This is a genomic window from Salinivibrio sp. PR919 (assembly GCF_001995355.1).
Lineage (GTDB): Bacteria > Pseudomonadota > Gammaproteobacteria > Enterobacterales > Vibrionaceae > Salinivibrio > Salinivibrio proteolyticus.
Window position 1 is genome coordinate 1 of sequence record NZ_MUFL01000014.1, and the last position, 18,635, is coordinate 18,635.

An 18,635-nucleotide genomic window follows, 5' to 3' on the forward strand; every position below is an offset into this window, starting at 1 on the left:
ATCCCTATCCTAATGGGCCTCTTTGCCGCAGGCGGTACGATTTACGGGATGGCCGAAGAGTCCTTGCCTTTTTATACCCTACTCGTTCCTGTGATGATGGCGGCGCGCTTTGACCCTGTAGTAGCAGCGGCTACCGTACTCCTCGGTGCCGGTATTGGTACTTTAGGGTCAACCATCAACCCGTTTGCCACTGTCATTGCCGCGAATGCCGCCGGTATCCCTTTTACCGATGGTATTCTGTTACGCCTCGCTATTTTGGCCATTGGCTGGCTTATCTGTGTTGCCTATGTGATGCGTTATGCCCGCAAAGTGCGCGCTGACCAGAGCCAATCCATTGTTTATGATCAGTATGAGAGCAATAAAAAACACTTCCTTGGCGATCATGACGAAACACAAACGCTTGCCTTCACCACCACACGTAAAGTGATCTTAGGCATTTTTGCTGCCGCGTTTGCCGTGATGATCTATGGCGTCTCCTCACTAGGATGGTGGATGGCCGAGATCTCTGCCGTTTTCCTCGGTGCTGCAATTATTATTGGYCTGATTGCACGYATGAGYGAAGAAGARATCACCACCAGCTTTATTGATGGSGCAMGAGACCTWCTSGGTGTRGCSCTSATCATCGGTATTGCCCGCGGKATCGTGGTGATWATGGATAAAGGCATGATCACAGATACCATCTTGAACAGTGCTGAAGGTATGGTGACTGGGCTATCGTCTTTTGTTTTTATCAACGTTATGTATTGGCTGGAAGTCTTGCTGTCTTTCTTGGTGCCATCATCATCTGGTTTGGCAGTCCTCACCATGCCTATCATGGCGCCACTGGCTGACTTTGCAAACGTTGGGCGCGAGTTAGTCGTGACCGCTTATCAATCTGCATCCGGTGTCGTCAACCTCGTCACCCCCACCTCCGGCGTGGTGATGGGTGGCCTTGCTATCGCTCGCGTTCCCTATGTTAAATGGATCAAATGGGTGGCGCCTTTACTCGGTATTCTTACCATCATGATTATGGTTATGCTCAGTGTGGGTGTCATGCTGTAACCCCTATTAATACACCGACTAGCGCGCTCACGTATTCGTCAGCGCGCTTTTTTATGTCTGCCACTCCCTCGCTCAACCATGCCTCACCACGGTGATATATTCCACTTCTCAAAACAACATGGCACCGTATTTCTCTTTTTTACACAGTTCCGTTACCGGTATAAAACGGATTCCCGCCATCCAGACAATAAACACAGTTATTTTACACTTTTAACAAAAAAAGTATTTATATCGACATCAATCACAGTTTTGAGGAAAAAAACGGCTTTATTTGTTAACAAAGAAAAAATAGAAAGATAGCCATTCACTTATTACGCATACCCTCATCATTCAAAGTAATACTGATTGGCATAAAAAAGAAAATAGATCCGCATTAACAAAGGGAAATTAAAAAATATTTCGTTAGACACTCACAATTCCTGCTTAATTATTAAAAAACCAAAAAACCTCATACCATAAATACCATTAACACAGGGTAAAAAAGGCAAAAGACAATGATTTAATTCACTGTGATCTAACTTCAAGAATACCCCAGACACCGCGTTAGAATGAATCTGTACCCAATAATACATCTGCACTTTTTATTCATCCCTTCCGATAAAAAGCCWAGCAGAGATATACGGAGAAAGAAAGATGAACAACTTCTATGTCGGCTCTGAAATTGGTCAATTACGTACCGTGATGCTGCATCGTCCTGAGCGTGCGCTCACCCACTTAACACCATCAAACTGTCATGACTTACTGTTTGATGATGTTCTGTCCGTTGAACGTGCAGGTGAAGAGCATGACAAATTTGCTCAAACCCTACGTGATCAAGGCGTTGAAGTCCTCCTGCTCCAAAATCTACTGGCTGAGACTCTGGATGTACCTGAAGCCAAAGAATGGCTGATGAACCTAAAAATCTCGGATTATACCTTCGGCCCTTCGTTTGCTAATGACATCCGTTGTTATTTGAATGACCTGCCTCACCATGAACTCGCATCGATGTTCTTAGGCGGATTGGCCTATTCTGAGCTGCCAATCGCAACAACCTCTATGTTGCAAGCCATGCACGCACCGTCCGACTTTATTATTGCTCCACTCCCCAACCACCTATTCACCCGCGATACCTCCTGCTGGGTTTACGGTGGTGTATCAATTAACCCTATGGCCAAACCCGCGCGTAAACGTGAAACCAATCATCTTCGCGCCATTTATAAATGGCACCCTCGCTTTGCGAACGGTGATTTTATTACCTACTTCGGCGGCGAAAATATCGACTATGACAACGCCACCATTGAAGGCGGCGATGTTACCGTCCTCGGCAAGGGCGTGGTGCTTATCGGTATGTCCGAGCGCACAACCCCACAAGGGGTAGAAAACTTGGCTTCTAGCTTATTTAGACACGGCCAAGCCAAACAAGTGATTGCGATGGAGCTACCGAAACACCGCTCTTGCATGCACCTTGATACCGTGATGACCCATATGCGCGAAGATACCTTCTCGGTATACCCAGAAGTGATCCGTAAAGACATCAAATGCTGGAGCCTCACCGGTGATCGCACCGGCAAGCTAAACGTTCGCGAAGAGGATTACTTCCTGACCGCGATTGAAAAAGGACTGGATGTTGGCCCACTAAATCTGATCACCACAGGGGGTGACAGCTTCGAAGCCGAACGCGAACAGTGGAATGATGCTAACAACGTACTGACTGTCCGTCCTGGCGTAGTCGTGGGTTATGAACGCAACACCTATACCAATGAAAAATATGACAAAGCGGGTATCACTGTGTTGTCGATTCCTGGTGACGAATTAGGTCGCGGTCGTGGCGGAGCACGCTGCATGAGCTGCCCAATCCATCGTGACGGCATCTAATCGCCTTGTTGGGCTGAGCAAGTAGCTCAGCCCCCACCGACTGTAGAGAGTATTAAGTATGAAAAAACAAACTGTGGTGGTGGCACTCGGAGGCAATGCACTCCTTCGCCGGGGTGAGCCTTTAGAAGCTGACATTCAACGCGCCAATATTGCCAAAGCAGCAAAAACCATTGCAGCGATTGGCGAACAATACAACGTGGTGCTCGTGCACGGTAATGGTCCACAGGTTGGCCTACTCGCCTTACAGGGGCTGGAGTATAAATCCGTCACGCCATATCCACTTGACGTTCTCGGTTCAGAAACCCAAGGCATGATTGGCTACATGTTAATGCAAGAGCTGCATAACTTAGCCCCCGAGCAACACGTTTCTTGCATGCTCACGCAAATGACCGTCGATCCAAATGATCCCGCGTTTGCCAATCCCACCAAGCCCATTGGTCCCGTTTACGACCAACAAGAGGCCTCGGCGCTGGCTGAAAAATACGGCTGGGACATCAAACCAGATGGCCAATATTATCGTCGTGTTGTACCCAGCCCACAACCAACCGGCATTGTGGAAGATGACGCCATCGCTAGCCTGATTGCGCAAGGACACCTTGTGATTTGTACCGGTGGTGGCGGCATTCCTGTGATTCAAGAAGGGAATCAACTTAAAGGGATTGAGGCTGTGATTGATAAAGACATGTCAGCGGCTTTCCTTGCTCGTCAAATCAATGCCGATGCCTTGCTGATTTTGACCGATGCCGACGCGGTGTATTTGGACTATGGCCAACCCACCCAACGCGCATTGGCGGATACCACCCCTGATGATCTGAGCCAATACACCTTCGACGCAGGCTCCATGGGACCCAAAATTGACGCGTCCTGCGAATTTATCCGTCAAGGCGGAAAACTGGTTGGCATCGGAGCCTTAGAGGATGGCCTTGCTATTCTTGCCGGCCAAGCCGGAACACGTATTCGTGCCCAAGCAGTCAATAACAACAATATTTCTCACGGCCAACCTGCACCAGCGCAAGCCTGAGACCAATAACGAGAGGATTACCCACTATGGCATTTAATCTACGTAACCGTAACTTCCTAAAGCTGCTGGACTTCACACCCCGTGAGATCCAACACTTTATCGACATGGCCATTGAACTCAAAAAAGCCAAATACAATGGCTATGAAACCCCACGTTTAAAAGGTAAAAATATCGCGCTGATCTTTGAGAAGTCGTCGACTCGTACCCGTTGTGCGTTTGAAACCGCCGTGTTCGACCAAGGCGGACAAGTCAGCTATATCGGCCCAACAGGCTCTCAAATTGGCCACAAAGAATCCATGAAAGACACGGCCCGCGTGCTTGGTCGCATGTATGACGGCATTGAATACCGTGGCTTTGGCCAAGCGATTGTTGAAGAGCTGGGCGAATATGCTGGTGTGCCGGTCTGGAACGGTTTAACCACCGAGTTTCACCCCACCCAAATCTTGGCGGATTTGATGACCATGATTGAACATGGTCGTGGAAAACAGCTTCACGAAATGCGCTTTGCGTACCTCGGTGATGCCCGAAACAACATGGGCAACTCTCTGATGGTCGGTGCGGCTAAAATGGGGATGGATATTCGTCTAGTGGCGCCAAAAGCATTCTGGCCTGAAGAAGAGCTGGTCGCACAATGCCGCGCGATCGCTGAACAAACGGGCGCACGCATTACCCTCACCGAAGACGTGCAGGAAGGTGTCAAAGACTGTGATTTCTTGTACACCGACGTGTGGGTATCTATGGGTGAATCCAAAGAAGCATGGGATGAGCGTGTCGCATTGATGAAGCCTTACCAAGTCAATATGGACGTGGTCAAAGCAACCGGCAATCCACACGTAAAATTCATGCATTGCTTACCCGCTTTCCACAACAACGAAACCACCGTGGGTGCGGAGATCGAAGCCAAATATGGCTTAAAAGGCCTTGAAGTGACAGAAGATGTCTTCGAGTCTGACTATTCGATTGTCTTTGATGAAGCAGAAAATCGCTTGCACACCATCAAAGCGGTCATGGTTGCCACTCTCGGCGACTGATCCACGCGCCGGGTGCCTATGCATCCGGCGTCTATTCTTTGCGTCAAGCAGTGACCATCATCAAGGTTTGCCCCCGCCAACACTGATACTATGCGTTTAAAATCACCAGAAAGCAGTGAAATTCACTATTTTCGAGGTTAATAGCCATCGATTATAAAGGAGTGACCGGTGAGTGATTATGCAATTCCGTCGGTGACAGCCTCCAATCCGGAGGAGAACATCCTCTCAGCCTGCCGGCATTTATTACAAACCCAAAGCTTTACCACCCAAGACGAAGTGCGTCAGCAGTTGGTCCAACTGGGGTATCTCGACGTCAGCCAATCTACCGTCTCTCGTTTGCTCTCCAAACTTGGAGTGGCAAAGATCCCCAATGCACATGGACAGAAGGTGTATTCGATCAGCGGCGATATTGAGCCCGTTTACGCGGTGTCATCGGTGGGATCTCAAATTGATGAAATCACGTGCAGTCATGCCATGGTGGTAATCAAAACCCACCCTGGTGGTGCGCAGTTGATCGCGCGCTTAATCGATCTGAATCGTCACCCTGCGATTTTAGGCACGGTAGGCGGTAACGACACGATTTTTGTTGCACCTCGCCGTGTGAGCGAGTTGAACTTATGCGAAAAAGCAGTACGAGAACGTCTGGCAAGCGAGTAAGTACTTTACCTCGCCGCGCAACCGTTGCAGACTATTAACGTCGCTTTTTTAACAAAGGAATACAGCATGACCCAAGTACTGCAAACTGAGCAGGCACCTGAAGCTATTGGCCCATATTCACAGGGTGTCGATCTCGGCAACATGGTACTGACTTCCGGTCAGATCCCTGTCAATCCAGTGACTGGTCAAATTTCACCAGAGATCACTGCTCAAACACGCCAATCACTCGATAACGTTAAAGCCGTTGTTGAAGCGGCGGGCCTCAAAGTGAATGACATTGTTAAACTGACTGTCTTCGTTAAAAACCTTGAGGACTTTGCGGAAATCAATAAAGTCTACGGCGCTTTTTTTGATGAGCACGGCGTAGAAAACTATCCCGCCCGTTCTTGTGTGGAAGTCGCTCGCCTTCCTAAAGATGTAGATATTGAAATTGAAGGGATTGCGGTGCGTCACGCGTAACCTATGCCGTTGCATACAAGAAAGCGGCGTTTAACGCCGCTTTTTTTATGCTTTCTCACACCTAAGCCATAGCATGCGTCGGCGTCATCGCACAAATGTGAGCAAATACCTGTGAGAACCAAGCCGTAAATTGCTCCGGCGAGTCCGCCAGTGCGACTTGTATATCTTGCTCCGACCACCAGCGACAATCCGATACCTCATCGGGGTTTAAAATCATCTCCACATGATTCACTTCACACGCAATCACCTGATCCCACTCGTGCTCAACCAGACCGTTATCCAGTTCAGCACGGTAGATAAAGGCAGGCCCCATGGCGAAATCAAGCGGACGCGCAATACCAAGCTCTTCATATAAACGCCGCTTGGCCGCGGCAGCCACAGGTTCATCTTTTTTGGGGTGCGAGCAGCAGGTATTGGTCCATAACCCACCGCTGTGATATTTGCTGTCAGCACGACGCTGAAGCAAGAACTCACGCTCACCGTCTTGGTTAAGACGGTATAACATGAGCGAAAAGGCCGAGTGCAGCCATCCTTGCTGATGGGCCTCCAACTTTTCAGCGGTCCCCTTGGGTTCACCCTCAGGTGACACCAAGACCACATGGTGACGCTGGGTTGGGGTCATGAGACACTCCTCTGTTATGCAGACTGCTTATTACGCTCAGCCACTTCCGCATCCAACTGCTCAAGTTTCGCTTTCATCAGTTGATGACAGTGTGCAGCAAGTTCGCGCACATTCTCTTTACTGTAGCCCTCGACCGATATCGGTGCCATCACTTCCACAATCACATGGCCGTTGTTCCAACGGTTCGCTTTGCAATGATGGGTCGAGCTACATACCACAGGCACCAGCGGCACTTGTGCGCCAATGGCGGCATGGAATGCGCCCGTTTTAAACGGCAATAAGCCACGGCCACGCGAACGTGTTCCCTCTGGGAATAACCATACGCATAATTGCTTCTCACGGATCTTTTCAATCACTTGAGCAATGGTTCCCATCGCTTTACTGCGGTTAGCGCGATCAATCAATACGTTACCGGTAAGCCAATACAACTGACCAAAAATCGGGATCCACAACAGGCTTTTTTTGCCCACAGTGACCGCACCCGGCATCAGTGCATTCGAGAGCGTGACCATGTCCCAGTTACTTTGGTGGTTAGCAATACACACACTCGCGCCCGGTTCACGTGGTGCGCCCTCGGCAAAGCGCAGCTCTACCTTGGTACCAAATAAGCCAGATAGACGACCAAACCATTTACTAATCTGGTAGCAGTTGCGTGGGTTACGTGGACTGAGTAGGCAATACAGCCCACCAAACACAAATAGCAAGATTGCGACAATCAGTACGGCAATCAGCCGTAACACAATAATCATTTCTCTCTCCAAAAGAGCAGACTGTCAAAGGCGAGTCAGTATACGGATTCGGAACAAAAATGCACCTAGTGAAAAAACGCACCTTCCAAAGAAGGTGCGTTCATTGGACTAGCTGTCTTGCTCGTCAATAAGGATTTCTACCGCGGAGACCCGTTGCAGGCCTCTTGGCAGCATGCTGCCACGACGACCCCGTTCACCACGGAAGTTGTCGAGGTCAGCGGCTTTTAGGGTCAACTTACGCTTGCCTGCATGCAGGGTCACCCCTGCTCCTTGCGGTAAGACATGTAACTGACTGAGCACCTCATCACGTGATTTGGCGCGCGCACCAGGGATATTGATAATCTTGTTTCCTTTACCTTTGCCCAACTGTGGCAAATCATGGATAGGGAATACCAACATCCGCCCCTCATTGGAAATGGCCAAGATCTGATCCGTTTCTAAGTCGTGAATACGGCGAGGCGGCATCACTTCGGCGTGCTCAGGCACAGTTAATAGCGCTTTACCACTACGGTTTTTCGACAGCATGTCTGCCTGTTTACACACAAAGCCATAGCCTGCATCCGAGGCAAGTAACGTCAGTTGGCTTTCATCCGCCATCATCACATGACGAATCGACGAGCCTGGAGTGATATTGATACGGCCCGTGATCGGTTCACCCTGACTGCGCGCCGACGGCAAGGTGTGCGATTCAATGGCATAGCTACGTCCGTCTGACCCCAAGAACACCGCGGGTTGATTGCTCTTGCCCGGCGCCGCATCGAGAAACTTGTCTCCCGCTTTATAGTTCAGCCCAGCCGCATCAACATCGTGCCCCTTGGCATGACGGATCCAACCTTTTTCCGACAGCACCACGGTGATCGGCTCACTGGGGATCAAATCACGCTCCGTCATGGCTTTGGCTTCTTCACGTTCCACCAACGGCGAGCGTCGATCATCACCGTACTTTTCAGCATCGGCGAGGATCTCTTTTTTGATCAAGGTATTCAACCGACGCTCTGAGCCTAACAGGGTTTGCAACTTGTCCCGCTCTTTGCTGAGCTCATCTTGCTCACCACGGATTTTGATCTCTTCGAGTTTGGCCAATTGACGCAGTTTGATCTCTAGAATCGCTTCCGCTTGCTTCTCACTAAGCCCAAAGCGCTTGATCAGTTCTGCCTTTGGATCATCCTCACTGCGGATGATTTCAATCACCTCATCAATATTGAGGTACGCGACCAATAAGCCCTCAAGAATGTGCAAACGCGCCAACACCTTCTCGAGACGATACTCCAAGCGACGACGCACCGTATCCCGACGGAACGTCAACCACTCCGACAGGATCATTTGCAGCCCTTTTACTTGCGGGCGTGCATCGAGGCCGATCATATTGAGGTTAACGCGATAGTTTTTCTCAAGATCCGTTGACGCGAATAAGTGATTCATCAACTGATCACTATCAACTCGGTTAGAGCGCGGCACCACCACGATACGTGTCGGGTTTTCGTGGTCAGACTCATCACGCAAGTCATCGACCATCGGCAGTTTTTTCGCCCGCATTTGGTTGGCGATTTGCTCGAGTAACTTGGCGCCAGAGACTTGATGCGGCAGTGCTGTGATCACAATGTCGCCGCTTTCTTTGTGCCAACGAGCTCGCATCTTGATGCTGCCACGACCACTGGTATAGAGCTTTTTCAGCTCGTGATGAGGTGTAATGACTTCTGCTTCAGTCGGATAATCCGGCCCTTTGACGTATTCCATCAGGCCATCCAGATCGATACTGGGTTTATCAATCATCGCCGCCAGCGCGTTAGCAAGTTCGCGCGCATTATGCGGGGGAATATCGGTGGCCATACCAACCGCAATCCCGGTCACCCCATTGAGGAGAATATGAGGAAGGCGCGCAGGTAAGGTTTTCGGCTCTTTCATGGTGCCATCAAAGTTTGGCACCCAATCCACAGTTCCTTGTCCCAGCTCTTGTAAGAGGACTTCCGAGAAGCGCGACAGGCGTGATTCGGTATAACGCATCGCCGCGAACGATTTGGGATCGTCCGGCGCCCCCCAGTTACCTTGACCATCCACCAGCGGATAACGATAAGAGAAAGGTTGCGCCATCAATACCATGGCTTCGTAGCAGGCAGAATCACCATGAGGGTGATACTTACCGAGCACGTCGCCAACGGTACGCGCTGATTTTTTATATTTGGCGGAGGCAGACAGCCCCAGCTCAGACATTGCATAAATAATTCGGCGCTGTACCGGTTTTAATCCGTCACCGATAAACGGCAGCGCACGGTCCATGATGACGTACATCGAGTAGTTGAGGTAAGCATCCTCTGTAAACTTGCGCAAGGCAAGCTGCTCGACGCCATCATAAGTCACCTCTGTCATGCTGATAGTATCCCGTTATATTTGTTTAAATCTCGGTCAGCTCGGCCATGTCGCCTTTTTGCTGCAACCAGTTACGACGATCTTCTGCCCGTTTTTTACCTAGCAGCATGTCCATCATTAATTGGGTTTGCTCAGGATCATCAATCGTCAGTTGCACCAAACGGCGTGTATTTGGATCCATCGTGGTTTCACGCAGTTGCAAAGGGTTCATTTCCCCCAGCCCTTTAAAGCGCTGTACGTTGATTTTTCCGCGTTTATTACTTAATCGCTCAAGGATGCCTGCTTTCTCGTCTTCATCGAGGGCGTAAAAGACTTCTTTTCCGCAATCAATACGGTACAAAGGCGGCATCGCAACATATACATGTCCTGCTTCGACCAGGGCACGGAAATGCTGCACAAACAACGCACATAACAGCGTCGCAATGTGTAGACCATCAGAATCCGCATCGGCGAGAATGCAGACTTTATCGTAGCGCAATCCGGACAGGTCACCGGAGTCAGGGTCTATCCCTAGCGCCACCGAAATATCATGCACCTCTTGGGAGGCGAGGACTTGGTCAGCTGATACTTCCCACGTATTAAGAATTTTACCGCGCAGCGGCATCACCGCCTGAAACTCACGATCACGAGCCTGTTTCGCTGAGCCGCCTGCYGAGTCACCCTCCACCAAAAAGAGTTCGGTGCGACTGGAATCTTGCATCGCGCAGTCTGTCAGCTTACCGGGCAACGCTGGTCCCGAGGCGACTTTTTTCCGTACCACCTTTTTCGCGGCGCGCATACGGCGATGCGCGCTGGCAATGCACACCTCAGCCAAACGCTCGGCCAAGTGAGGACGCTCGTTCAGCCACAAGCTAAAGGCATCTTTGACCACGCCAGACACAAAGGCCGCACATTGACGTGAGGACAAACGCTCTTTCGTTTGGCCGGCAAATTGCGGATCTTGGATTTTCACTGACAAGACATATGCACAGCGCTCCCAGATATCATCCGCGGTGAGCTTCACACCACGAGGTAATAGGTTGCGGAACTCGCAGAACTCGCGCATCGCTTCCAGCATACCTTGGCGCAAGCCATTGACATGGGTGCCACCTTGCGGCGTCGGAATTAAGTTAACATAGCTTTCAGTGGTTAATTCACCACCTTCCGGTAACCAAATCACCGCCCAATCGACCGCTTCGTTCTTGCCACTGAACTCACCGACAAAGGGAGTGTCAGGCAACAGTTCAAAGCCCTTCACACTGTCGGCAAGATAGTCTTTTAGGCCCGCTTCGTAGCACCAGCTAATGGTTTCATCGGTATTTTTGTCGGTGAAATTGATGGTTAAGCCCGGGCAAAGGACAGCTTTGGCTTTTAATATGGTTTTTAAGCGTGACAGCGAGAACTTACCGGAATCGAAAAACTGACTATCCGGCCAAAAGTGCACCCGCGTGCCACGGTTGCGTCGTCCGCACGTGCCAGTCACGGTCAAGTCTTGCACTTTGTCACCGTTTTCGAAGGCGATGTCATAGACTTGCCCATCGCGCTTGACCGTGATCTCAACACGACGAGACAAGGCGTTAACCACAGAGATCCCGACCCCGTGCAAACCACCACTAAATTGATAGCTTTTGTTGGAGAACTTGCCGCCAGCGTGAAGCTTACAGAGGATCAGCTCAACCCCAGACACCCCTTCTTCTGGGTGAATATCTACAGGCATCCCTCGACCATCATCAATCACTTCTAATGATTGGTCGGCATGAAGGATCACATCGATTTTACTCGCGTGGCCGGCAAGGGCTTCGTCGACACTGTTATCGATCACTTCTTGCCCTAAATGGTTAGGGCGACTGGTATCTGTGTACATACCCGGGCGTCGGCGCACTGGCTCGAGCCCGTTGAGGACTTCTATCGATCCTGCGTTATAACTTTGCTCTGTCATAATCGATTGGCTTAATAAATGTGATGACATGGTCAGCAAGGGGGCCTAGCTTGTCAAGCTCCGCCCCCTGTTACCGCGAGTTTATGTGAACTGCCATCCGCCTCGTACGCCGCCATGTTCAGACGAGACAAGGTTTGCCTAAGACGTTGGCAATAAAAGGAGGCTACAATCCAAGGAACTGGATAATGTCGGCGCAGTAGCGTTCAAAGCCAACAAAGCTATGATCGCCCTCTGGCTCAACCGTTTGTCGACTGGCACTAAATTTCTCAACCGCTTGACGATAGTCGAGCACTTCATCCCCCATTTGCTGCAGCAGCCAAAATTGCGAAGGGTGCGTCAAGGTAGGCACATCCAGCGTGCGCAGCGCCAAAATATCGTCAGCATCGAGTTGATAGCGCTCATGGGTGTAAGGATTCACCTGCTCGCCGATATAATCTTGCAATAACTCATATGGGCGTACCGCGGGATTGACCAACACCGCCGGTATATCATAGCGCTCACTGAGCCAAGTGGCGAGAAATCCCCCCAGTGAACTGCCAACGAGCCCCAGCTGATGGGTGGCACCATAGGTATCGACCAACTCAGTCAACAGGTTCACGGTGGGTTGTGGGTGGCTAGGCAGTTGCGGGACGAGTACCTGAATATCCGGGCGCATCGTTTGACAATACGCCCGCATTTGTCGTGCTTTTAACGACTGCGGAGAGCTATTAAAGCCATGGAGATAGAGCAGTGCTGAGGCCATAGGGTTAGTATCCACTGGAGTCAAAATCAGGACGGAACTGTTGCCCCGTCACACGCTCGACTTGGCTCTCAATTCGTCCATCACTATGCAAATCCAACCAGCGCCAGCCGGGGTTTTGGTTATCCAATGCAAAATCATGCGAGTCCGGCATAAATTGGATACAGGTTGACGGCGATGCCATAACTTGTACACCTTGATGGCGAACATTCAGCGCTTGGTGAATGTGCCCACACACCACAGCTTTTGCCTGTGGGTGGGCCGCCATGATCTGCCAAAACCGTTCGCGATTGACCAGTTTGTGCTGATCAAGCCAAGTACTGCCGGCCTCTAGGGGATGATGATGCAATAATACCAGCGCATGGCGCTGTGGGTAGTCGCTTAAATGCTGCTCCAAAAGGCGTAACTGTTCGCTAGACAATTCACCATGTGGCACGCCCGACACTTGGCTGTCGAGTAATATCATTTGCCAGTGTTTGCCAAGCAACACTTGTGAACAATGCGACAGCGAGCCAGATTGCAACACCGAACGCATTTCGGGTTGAAAATCATGGTTTCCCGGCAGCCAAAAACAGGGTTGCTGCCAACGCTGAATTCCATCTACAAAGCGGCGATAAGATAAAGCTGAGTGATCTTGAGATAAATCACCGGTCGCAATAATGGCGTCAAAGGTACGTTGTGTGGCGCTTATCGCATCAAGCACCGCATGATAGCTATGCAGTGTATTAACACCCAGCAAACTGCCCTGTTCGTCCGCGAACAGGTGCGTGTCGGTGATTTGCAGAAGGCGAATACAATCGCCGTTCGCGTTCTCAATCTGGCAAGGCTGCAACGTTGAAAATACCTTTGCTGGTTTAGTTTAACGATGATTTATACACGGAGTCTGAGGCGGTCACGCCGCGGCGCAAACAGTGCGCCAGCCAATCAGACAAAAATGCATTAACCTGATGTTTTTCATTGCGCTGATGCATGCGCGGATTCGGATAATCATAACGCGGTTTTAGTCGTGAAATCTGCTGCGTGGTACACACTTCAGCAACACGTGCATCATGGTATAGGCGCACGGTTAAATTCGCGCGTAAGTAGTCGGGTGCTTGGCCTTTGCCGAGCTGGGCAATGTCCAGTAAGGTAGTGTAACGGGTTGACTCACGGACAACCAACGCATATTCCTGCCCTTGAATATCGTATCGACACACTTGCCCGACCTCGTCGCGTTTAGGCATTAAACGGACAAGTTTGGCGTAGTTGGTTTCATACAGGCGCATCATCGCCGGCAAGTCGACTCGATAATCTGTTTTCACACACACCTACTGTTTATTGATTGTTTTGTTCATTATAGCTTTGACGTAGCCGACTAGCATTGAGTTCCAACCATTGCAGCGCAATGATGGATGCCGCGTTTTCAATCTCGCCATCGACCACCTTTTGATACGCCTGTTGACGTGAGAATCGATGAACCAAGATATCTTCATTTTCGCTTACCAATCCGTGTACGCCAGTCGCTTCAGACGCATCGACAATCGCCACAAAGACCTCTAATTGTTCCGAGCAGCCGCCGGAGCTGGATAAATAGCGGGTCACTCGCTCCATCTGCTGCAATAAAAGGCCGGCTTCTTCCCGCGCCTCGCGATGTGCCACTTGCTCGGGAGACTCTTGCTTATCCATCATGCCCGCAACAATCTCAAGCTGCCATGGCGAAGCCCCTGCTGCCATCGCACCGACGCGAATTTGTTCTAGCATAACCACTTCGTCACGCACAGGGTCATAGGGAAGTACTGCCACCGCATGACCACGCTCAAACAACTCGCGAACCACGGTGCCACTCCAACCGCCTTTAAACAATCGGTGACGAAACTGATAGCGATGAATTGAGAAAAACCCTTGATAGCATGGTGAGATATCTTCAATCACAATGTCTTCACGGCCAAACTGACCGGGGGGATGGCTGGACATACTCGCTCCTTGCTATTCGTGGTGGCGGTGCAGTCATATCATTGGCACGGCTGCGCCGCAAACCTTAAACTTAACTTTTTTGATAAAAGTTACAACTATTTTTAAGTCCCAATCGCAAACCGGATAGTTTACACTCAATATCTCAACAAATTGTCAGTTTCACGCAAGCATAATTGCGGTAAGCTAGTTGTCGTATTCTTATTGAACAGCTCAAATTCAGGGATTCTACCTATGAAAAAATTGCTCCCTTTGGCATTAGGCTTGGCACTCGGCAGCCTAAGCTCCGTGGCTCTAGCCGACGATCTCGCCCAAATTTACCAACAAGCGAAGCAAAGTGATCCCACACTCAATCAAGCCGCTGCTGAACGTGACGCTGCGTTTTCAGCCGTGGATGCAACGCGCGGTACATTGCTACCCCAAATTGGGTTAAATGCTGGCTATTCGATCACCCGCAATGACAGCAACGATCAGCGTGACAGTAACACCACCAGCGCAGACATCAGTCTAAGCCAACAAATTTTTAAGCGTGATAGCTGGATCAACCTCGATATCAGCGAAATGCAAGCGCGTCAGCTAGATGCCGTTTACGCCGCGCAACAGCAAGGCTTGATGCTGCGTGTCGCACAAGCCTACTTTGATGTACTCCGTGCCATGGACAAGCTGGAATTTGTCAAAGCAGAGAAAGCGGCGGTTGGCCGTCAGCTTGAGCAAACCAAACAACGTTTCGAAGTCGGGCTCTCCGCGATTACCGACGTACACGATGCACAAGCGCAATATGACGCAGTACTCGCCGACGAAATCTTGGCCCAGAATGCCCTAACCAATAGCTATGAAGGCTTGCGTGAGATCACTGGTGAAGCGCCACGTGATTTGCGCGTGTTAGATACCGCACGTTTTAGCGCGAGTAAACCTCAGCAGCAGCCTACCGCGTTGGTTGAAACTGCCGAAGAGAAAAACTTGAAGCTGTTGGCAAGCCGCATTGCGCGTGATACGGCCAAAGAGCAGATCAAGCTAGCTGAGTCTGGCCATCTTCCGACTTTAACGTTTAGCGCTAAATATGGCATGACAGATGTCGATAATCAGCATACTCCAGGCTCAGTCGATTCTAACGAAGGGACTGCCGGACTCACCTTTAGTTTGCCACTGTTTACGGGCGGAAGCACCTCAGCGAATGTTGAGAAAGCGCAGTATAACTACGTTGCAGCCTCGGAAAGTTTGGAAGCCACGTTCCGTTCAACCGTTAAGGACGTTCGCGCCTTCTATAACGACATTAACGCTTCTATCGGTGCCTTGCGTGCCTATGAGCAAACGGTCATTTCTGCGCGTTCAGCCCTTGAGGCGACAGAAGCTGGCTTTGAAGTGGGCACACGTACCATTGTGGATGTGCTTGATGCCACACGCCGCCTGTACGATGCCAACCGTAATCTGTCGAATGCGCGTTACGACTACATCTTGAGCCGCCTTCAATTGCGTCAAGCCGTGGGGACACTTAGCGAGCAGGACTTGCTAGAAATCAACAAAGGCTTGATTGAAAAGCGCTAAGCATTAGCCGCTATTCTTGATCTAAAAAGGTGCCCTCAGGCACCTTTTTTATTGACGGTTACTCGCTCGGTTTTATTGACCGCGACGAATTGACTCAATGATTTCGGTGGTGGAACAGCCGTCTTCAAAATTCAGCACTTTCACCTCGCCACCGTTATCCATCACCGCCTCAGCACCCGCTATCTCATCAACCTGATAATCGCCGCCTTTGACCAATAGGTCAGGCAAGACAGCACCAATCAGGCGCGCAGGTGTTTCTTCACTAAAGGGCACCACCCAGTCGACCGCCCCCAAGCCAGCCAATACTGCCATACGTCGGTCAGTCGGGTTGACGGGACGTCCAGGCCCTTTCAAGGCTTGAACCGATGCGTCGGTATTCACCGCCACAATCAGACGATCTCCCAGTTTGGCGGCTTCATTCAGGTACGCCACATGGCCAGCATGTAAAATGTCAAAGCAGCCATTGGTCATCACCACTTTTTCGCCGCGCCCTTTGGCGACTTTCACCGCCTCAATCAACTGCGCTTCTGTGGTAACACCAAACCCAGATTCGTGCGAGCCATGAATCGCTTCGGTCAACTCTATGGTAGATAAGGTAGAGGTACCGAGTTTACCGACCACTACACCAGCCGCCGCATTCGCCAGTGCGCAGGCCTCTTCGATGGGTTTGCCCGCTGCCAACGATGCCGCCAACACCGAAATCACAGTATCGCCGGCCCCGGTCACATCATAAACTTCTTTAGCCAGTGTCGGCAGATTCAGTGGGGCGACATCGGGACGAAGTAGCGTCATACCGTGTTCACTGCGGGTCACCAATAATGCACCCAACTGATATTTTTCAATCAGCGCAACGCCTTTTTCGACCAAGTCTTCATCACTGTCTACCCGTCCAGCAACCGCTTCAAACTCAGCCATATTTGGGGTTAATAAGCTGGCACCACGATAGCGCTCAAAATCAGTACCTTTCGGATCCACCAAGGTGGTCACACCGGCTTGCTTGGCCGCCTGAATCAAAGGTTGGACTTGCGACAGTGCACCTTTCGCGTAATCGGACAAAATCATGGCCTGACATTGCGGTAAAGCCGCTTCGACTTTTGCCAACATAGGGGCCACATCCACGCCCTCAAACCCCTCTTCAAAATCAAGACGGATCAGCTGCTGGTTGCGACTCATCACCCGCAGTTTGGTAATCGTGGGGTGGGAATCGAGCGCGACAAAATCGCACGCAACCTTGAGCGAGTGAAGTTTCTGCGTGAGCGCATCGGCTTGCTCATCCTTGCCTGTCAAACCAATGAGTTGGGTATGACCCCCTAACGCAGCTATGTTCATGGCAACGTTAGCTGCGCCACCGGGGCGCTCTTCTGTTTGATTGATCTTCACTACAGGTACAGGTGCCTCAGGCGAAATTCGCCCCGTTGGGCCATACCAATAGCGATCAAGCATCACATCACCCACGACCAAGACTTGGGCTTGGCTGTAGTCAGGAAGGCTAAGTTTCATCTGGATCTCCGATACTGTCGTTACTGGGCGATAGTAGCACAGCCCCAATAAAAATGACCTATTGTGAGATGGCGCGCCGTACAAAAAACACGCAAAAACATTTCGATACCGTCACAGTGAGGCAGGTTCGCGCACGATTGTGGCGGGACAGCTTTTTAATTTTGCTCTACAATAGCGCAAGCCTCTCGGCCCCTTCTGGTTTTGGTTTTCATGAGTCATTAACGCTATGAGCGATTTTTCAGCGCCCACTTTTCGGATTGGGTTTGTTCACCCTCGGTATTGGCACACTTGGCTTGGTGTCGGATTTATGTATCTGGCAAGTTGGCTTCCTTATCGCGTCCAGTTTTATTTGGGCCGCGGTCTGGGTCGACTCATGTATACGCTGATGAAACGCCGCGTTGGCATCGCCGATCGTAACCTTGCGCTCTGCTTCCCAGAAATGACCCGCGCTGAGCGTGCCGCGATGGTCAAAGAAAATTTTGCGAATTCGGGCCTTGCCTTGTTCGAAACGGGTATGGCGTGGTTTTGGCCCAAGTGGCGAATCAACAAGCATGTCACCATTGAAGGGTTGGACACTCTGATTGATCTGGAAAAGCAAGGTAAAGGGGTTTTGCTGATCGCCGTCCACTCGCTCAATCTAGAAATCGGTGCACGTGGCCTTAGTGACCAAACACCTGGCGTTGGCGTTTACCGCCCCAATACCAACCCTGTCTATGACTGGTTCCAGTTTCGTGGCCGAATGAAACGTAACATTGGCGTGGATCGAAAAGACGTCAAGTCCATGATCCGCTACCTCAAAGAGGGACACCGGATGTGGTACGCCCCCGACCATGACTATGGCCGACGCCGCTCAACCTTTGCGCCGCTTTTTGCGGTCGAAAAAGCCTGTACCACCACAGGGACGAGCTTGCTCGCTACTGCCGGCCATGCAACCGTGGTGCCTTTTTCCGTGATACGCCAACGACGCAATGGGCAGTATCACGTTAAGATAGAGGCGTCAATCAAACACTTTCCTAAAGACGCCCATGAAGCCGCCGTGGTTACCAACCAAGCGGTTGAACGTTTAATTCTTCGCGCCCCTGAGCAATACATGTGGCTACACCGACGTTTTAAAACACGCCCCGAAGGTGAGCCTTCGTTGTATTGAGTTAAAAAAGGGCTGCTCGCGCGGCCCTTTTTGCG

General features: G+C 50.7%; 17 protein-coding genes. 8 read left to right on the forward strand and 9 right to left on the reverse strand.

The window, feature by feature from the left end; translation table 11 throughout:
- From BZG83_RS04190 to BZG83_RS04215, 6 genes are all read left to right on the forward strand, one after another.
- On the forward strand, window positions 1–1,041 hold a 1,041-nt coding region (locus BZG83_RS04190), incomplete at its 5' end, for a YfcC family protein (RefSeq protein ID WP_077479511.1).
- A gap of 633 nt (window positions 1,042–1,674) precedes the next feature.
- Entirely contained in the window at window positions 1,675–2,895 is a 1,221-nt protein-coding gene (gene arcA, locus BZG83_RS04195; protein ID WP_077479483.1) for an arginine deiminase, read from the forward strand.
- Window positions 2,896–2,953: 58 nt separating this feature from the next.
- Complete coding sequence (gene arcC / locus BZG83_RS04200; RefSeq protein WP_069589240.1) at window positions 2,954–3,916, forward strand: carbamate kinase; 963 nt, start codon at window positions 2,954–2,956, stop codon at window positions 3,914–3,916.
- 26 nt (window positions 3,917–3,942) lie between these two features.
- Window positions 3,943–4,947, forward strand: coding sequence for an ornithine carbamoyltransferase (gene argF, locus BZG83_RS04205; protein WP_069589241.1), 1,005 nt, complete (start codon window positions 3,943–3,945; stop codon window positions 4,945–4,947).
- A gap of 168 nt (window positions 4,948–5,115) precedes the next feature.
- The gene (locus BZG83_RS04210) at window positions 5,116–5,604 is read left to right on the forward strand and encodes an arginine repressor (protein WP_069589242.1); all 489 of its coding nucleotides are present in this window, start codon (window positions 5,116–5,118) and stop codon (window positions 5,602–5,604) included.
- Between the two features lie 66 nt (window positions 5,605–5,670).
- Window positions 5,671–6,063 carry a RidA family protein gene (locus BZG83_RS04215; protein WP_069589244.1) on the forward strand — a complete coding sequence of 131 codons (393 nt, stop codon included), beginning with the start codon at window positions 5,671–5,673 and terminating at the stop codon, window positions 6,061–6,063.
- 61 nt (window positions 6,064–6,124) lie between these two features.
- Here BZG83_RS04215 and idi read toward each other — a convergent pair whose 3' ends face one another.
- The 8 genes from idi to nudF form a co-directional block, all read right to left on the reverse strand.
- Window positions 6,125–6,685 (reverse strand): isopentenyl-diphosphate Delta-isomerase, encoded by a 561-nt coding sequence (idi, locus tag BZG83_RS04220; protein WP_077479484.1) that lies wholly within the window; start codon window positions 6,683–6,685, stop codon window positions 6,125–6,127.
- A 14-nt stretch (window positions 6,686–6,699) separates the two neighbouring features.
- The gene (locus tag BZG83_RS04225; RefSeq protein ID WP_077479485.1) at window positions 6,700–7,434 is read right to left on the reverse strand and encodes a 1-acylglycerol-3-phosphate O-acyltransferase; all 735 of its coding nucleotides are present in this window, start codon (window positions 7,432–7,434) and stop codon (window positions 6,700–6,702) included.
- 108 nt (window positions 7,435–7,542) lie between these two features.
- Window positions 7,543–9,801 (reverse strand): DNA topoisomerase IV subunit A, encoded by a 2,259-nt coding sequence (gene parC, locus BZG83_RS04230; protein WP_069589249.1) that lies wholly within the window; start codon window positions 9,799–9,801, stop codon window positions 7,543–7,545.
- A 25-nt stretch (window positions 9,802–9,826) separates the two neighbouring features.
- Complete coding sequence (gene parE, locus BZG83_RS04235) at window positions 9,827–11,719, reverse strand: DNA topoisomerase IV subunit B (RefSeq protein ID WP_077479512.1); 1,893 nt, start codon at window positions 11,717–11,719, stop codon at window positions 9,827–9,829.
- A gap of 163 nt (window positions 11,720–11,882) precedes the next feature.
- Window positions 11,883–12,461, reverse strand: a complete 579-nt coding sequence (gene yqiA, locus BZG83_RS04240) for an esterase YqiA (RefSeq protein ID WP_077479486.1) — start codon at window positions 12,459–12,461, stop codon at window positions 11,883–11,885.
- Window positions 12,462–12,465: 4 nt separating this feature from the next.
- Window positions 12,466–13,290, reverse strand: a complete 825-nt coding sequence (gene cpdA / locus BZG83_RS04245; protein ID WP_077479487.1) for a 3',5'-cyclic-AMP phosphodiesterase — start codon at window positions 13,288–13,290, stop codon at window positions 12,466–12,468.
- A gap of 22 nt (window positions 13,291–13,312) precedes the next feature.
- Complete coding sequence (locus tag BZG83_RS04250) at window positions 13,313–13,759, reverse strand: DUF1249 family protein (protein ID WP_108742936.1); 447 nt, start codon at window positions 13,757–13,759, stop codon at window positions 13,313–13,315.
- A 13-nt stretch (window positions 13,760–13,772) separates the two neighbouring features.
- Entirely contained in the window at window positions 13,773–14,411 is a 639-nt protein-coding gene (gene nudF, locus BZG83_RS04255) for an ADP-ribose diphosphatase (protein ID WP_077479488.1), read from the reverse strand.
- A gap of 231 nt (window positions 14,412–14,642) precedes the next feature.
- Here nudF and tolC point away from each other — a divergent pair, with 231 nt between their 5' ends.
- Window positions 14,643–15,953: an outer membrane channel protein TolC gene (gene tolC, locus BZG83_RS04260; protein WP_077479489.1), complete on the forward strand. Its 1,311-nt coding sequence runs from the start codon at window positions 14,643–14,645 to the stop codon at window positions 15,951–15,953.
- 72 nt (window positions 15,954–16,025) lie between these two features.
- Here tolC and hldE read toward each other — a convergent pair whose 3' ends face one another.
- Window positions 16,026–17,453, reverse strand: coding sequence for a bifunctional D-glycero-beta-D-manno-heptose-7-phosphate kinase/D-glycero-beta-D-manno-heptose 1-phosphate adenylyltransferase HldE (gene hldE, locus BZG83_RS04265; RefSeq protein ID WP_077479490.1), 1,428 nt, complete (start codon window positions 17,451–17,453; stop codon window positions 16,026–16,028).
- 226 nt (window positions 17,454–17,679) lie between these two features.
- On the opposite strand from hldE, the gene lpxL reads away from it, so the two are divergent.
- A complete protein-coding gene (lpxL, locus tag BZG83_RS04270; RefSeq protein WP_077479491.1) occupies window positions 17,680–18,600 on the forward strand; it encodes an LpxL/LpxP family Kdo(2)-lipid IV(A) lauroyl/palmitoleoyl acyltransferase in 921 nt (306 codons plus the stop codon).
- The last annotated feature ends 35 nt before the right edge of the window (window positions 18,601–18,635 follow it).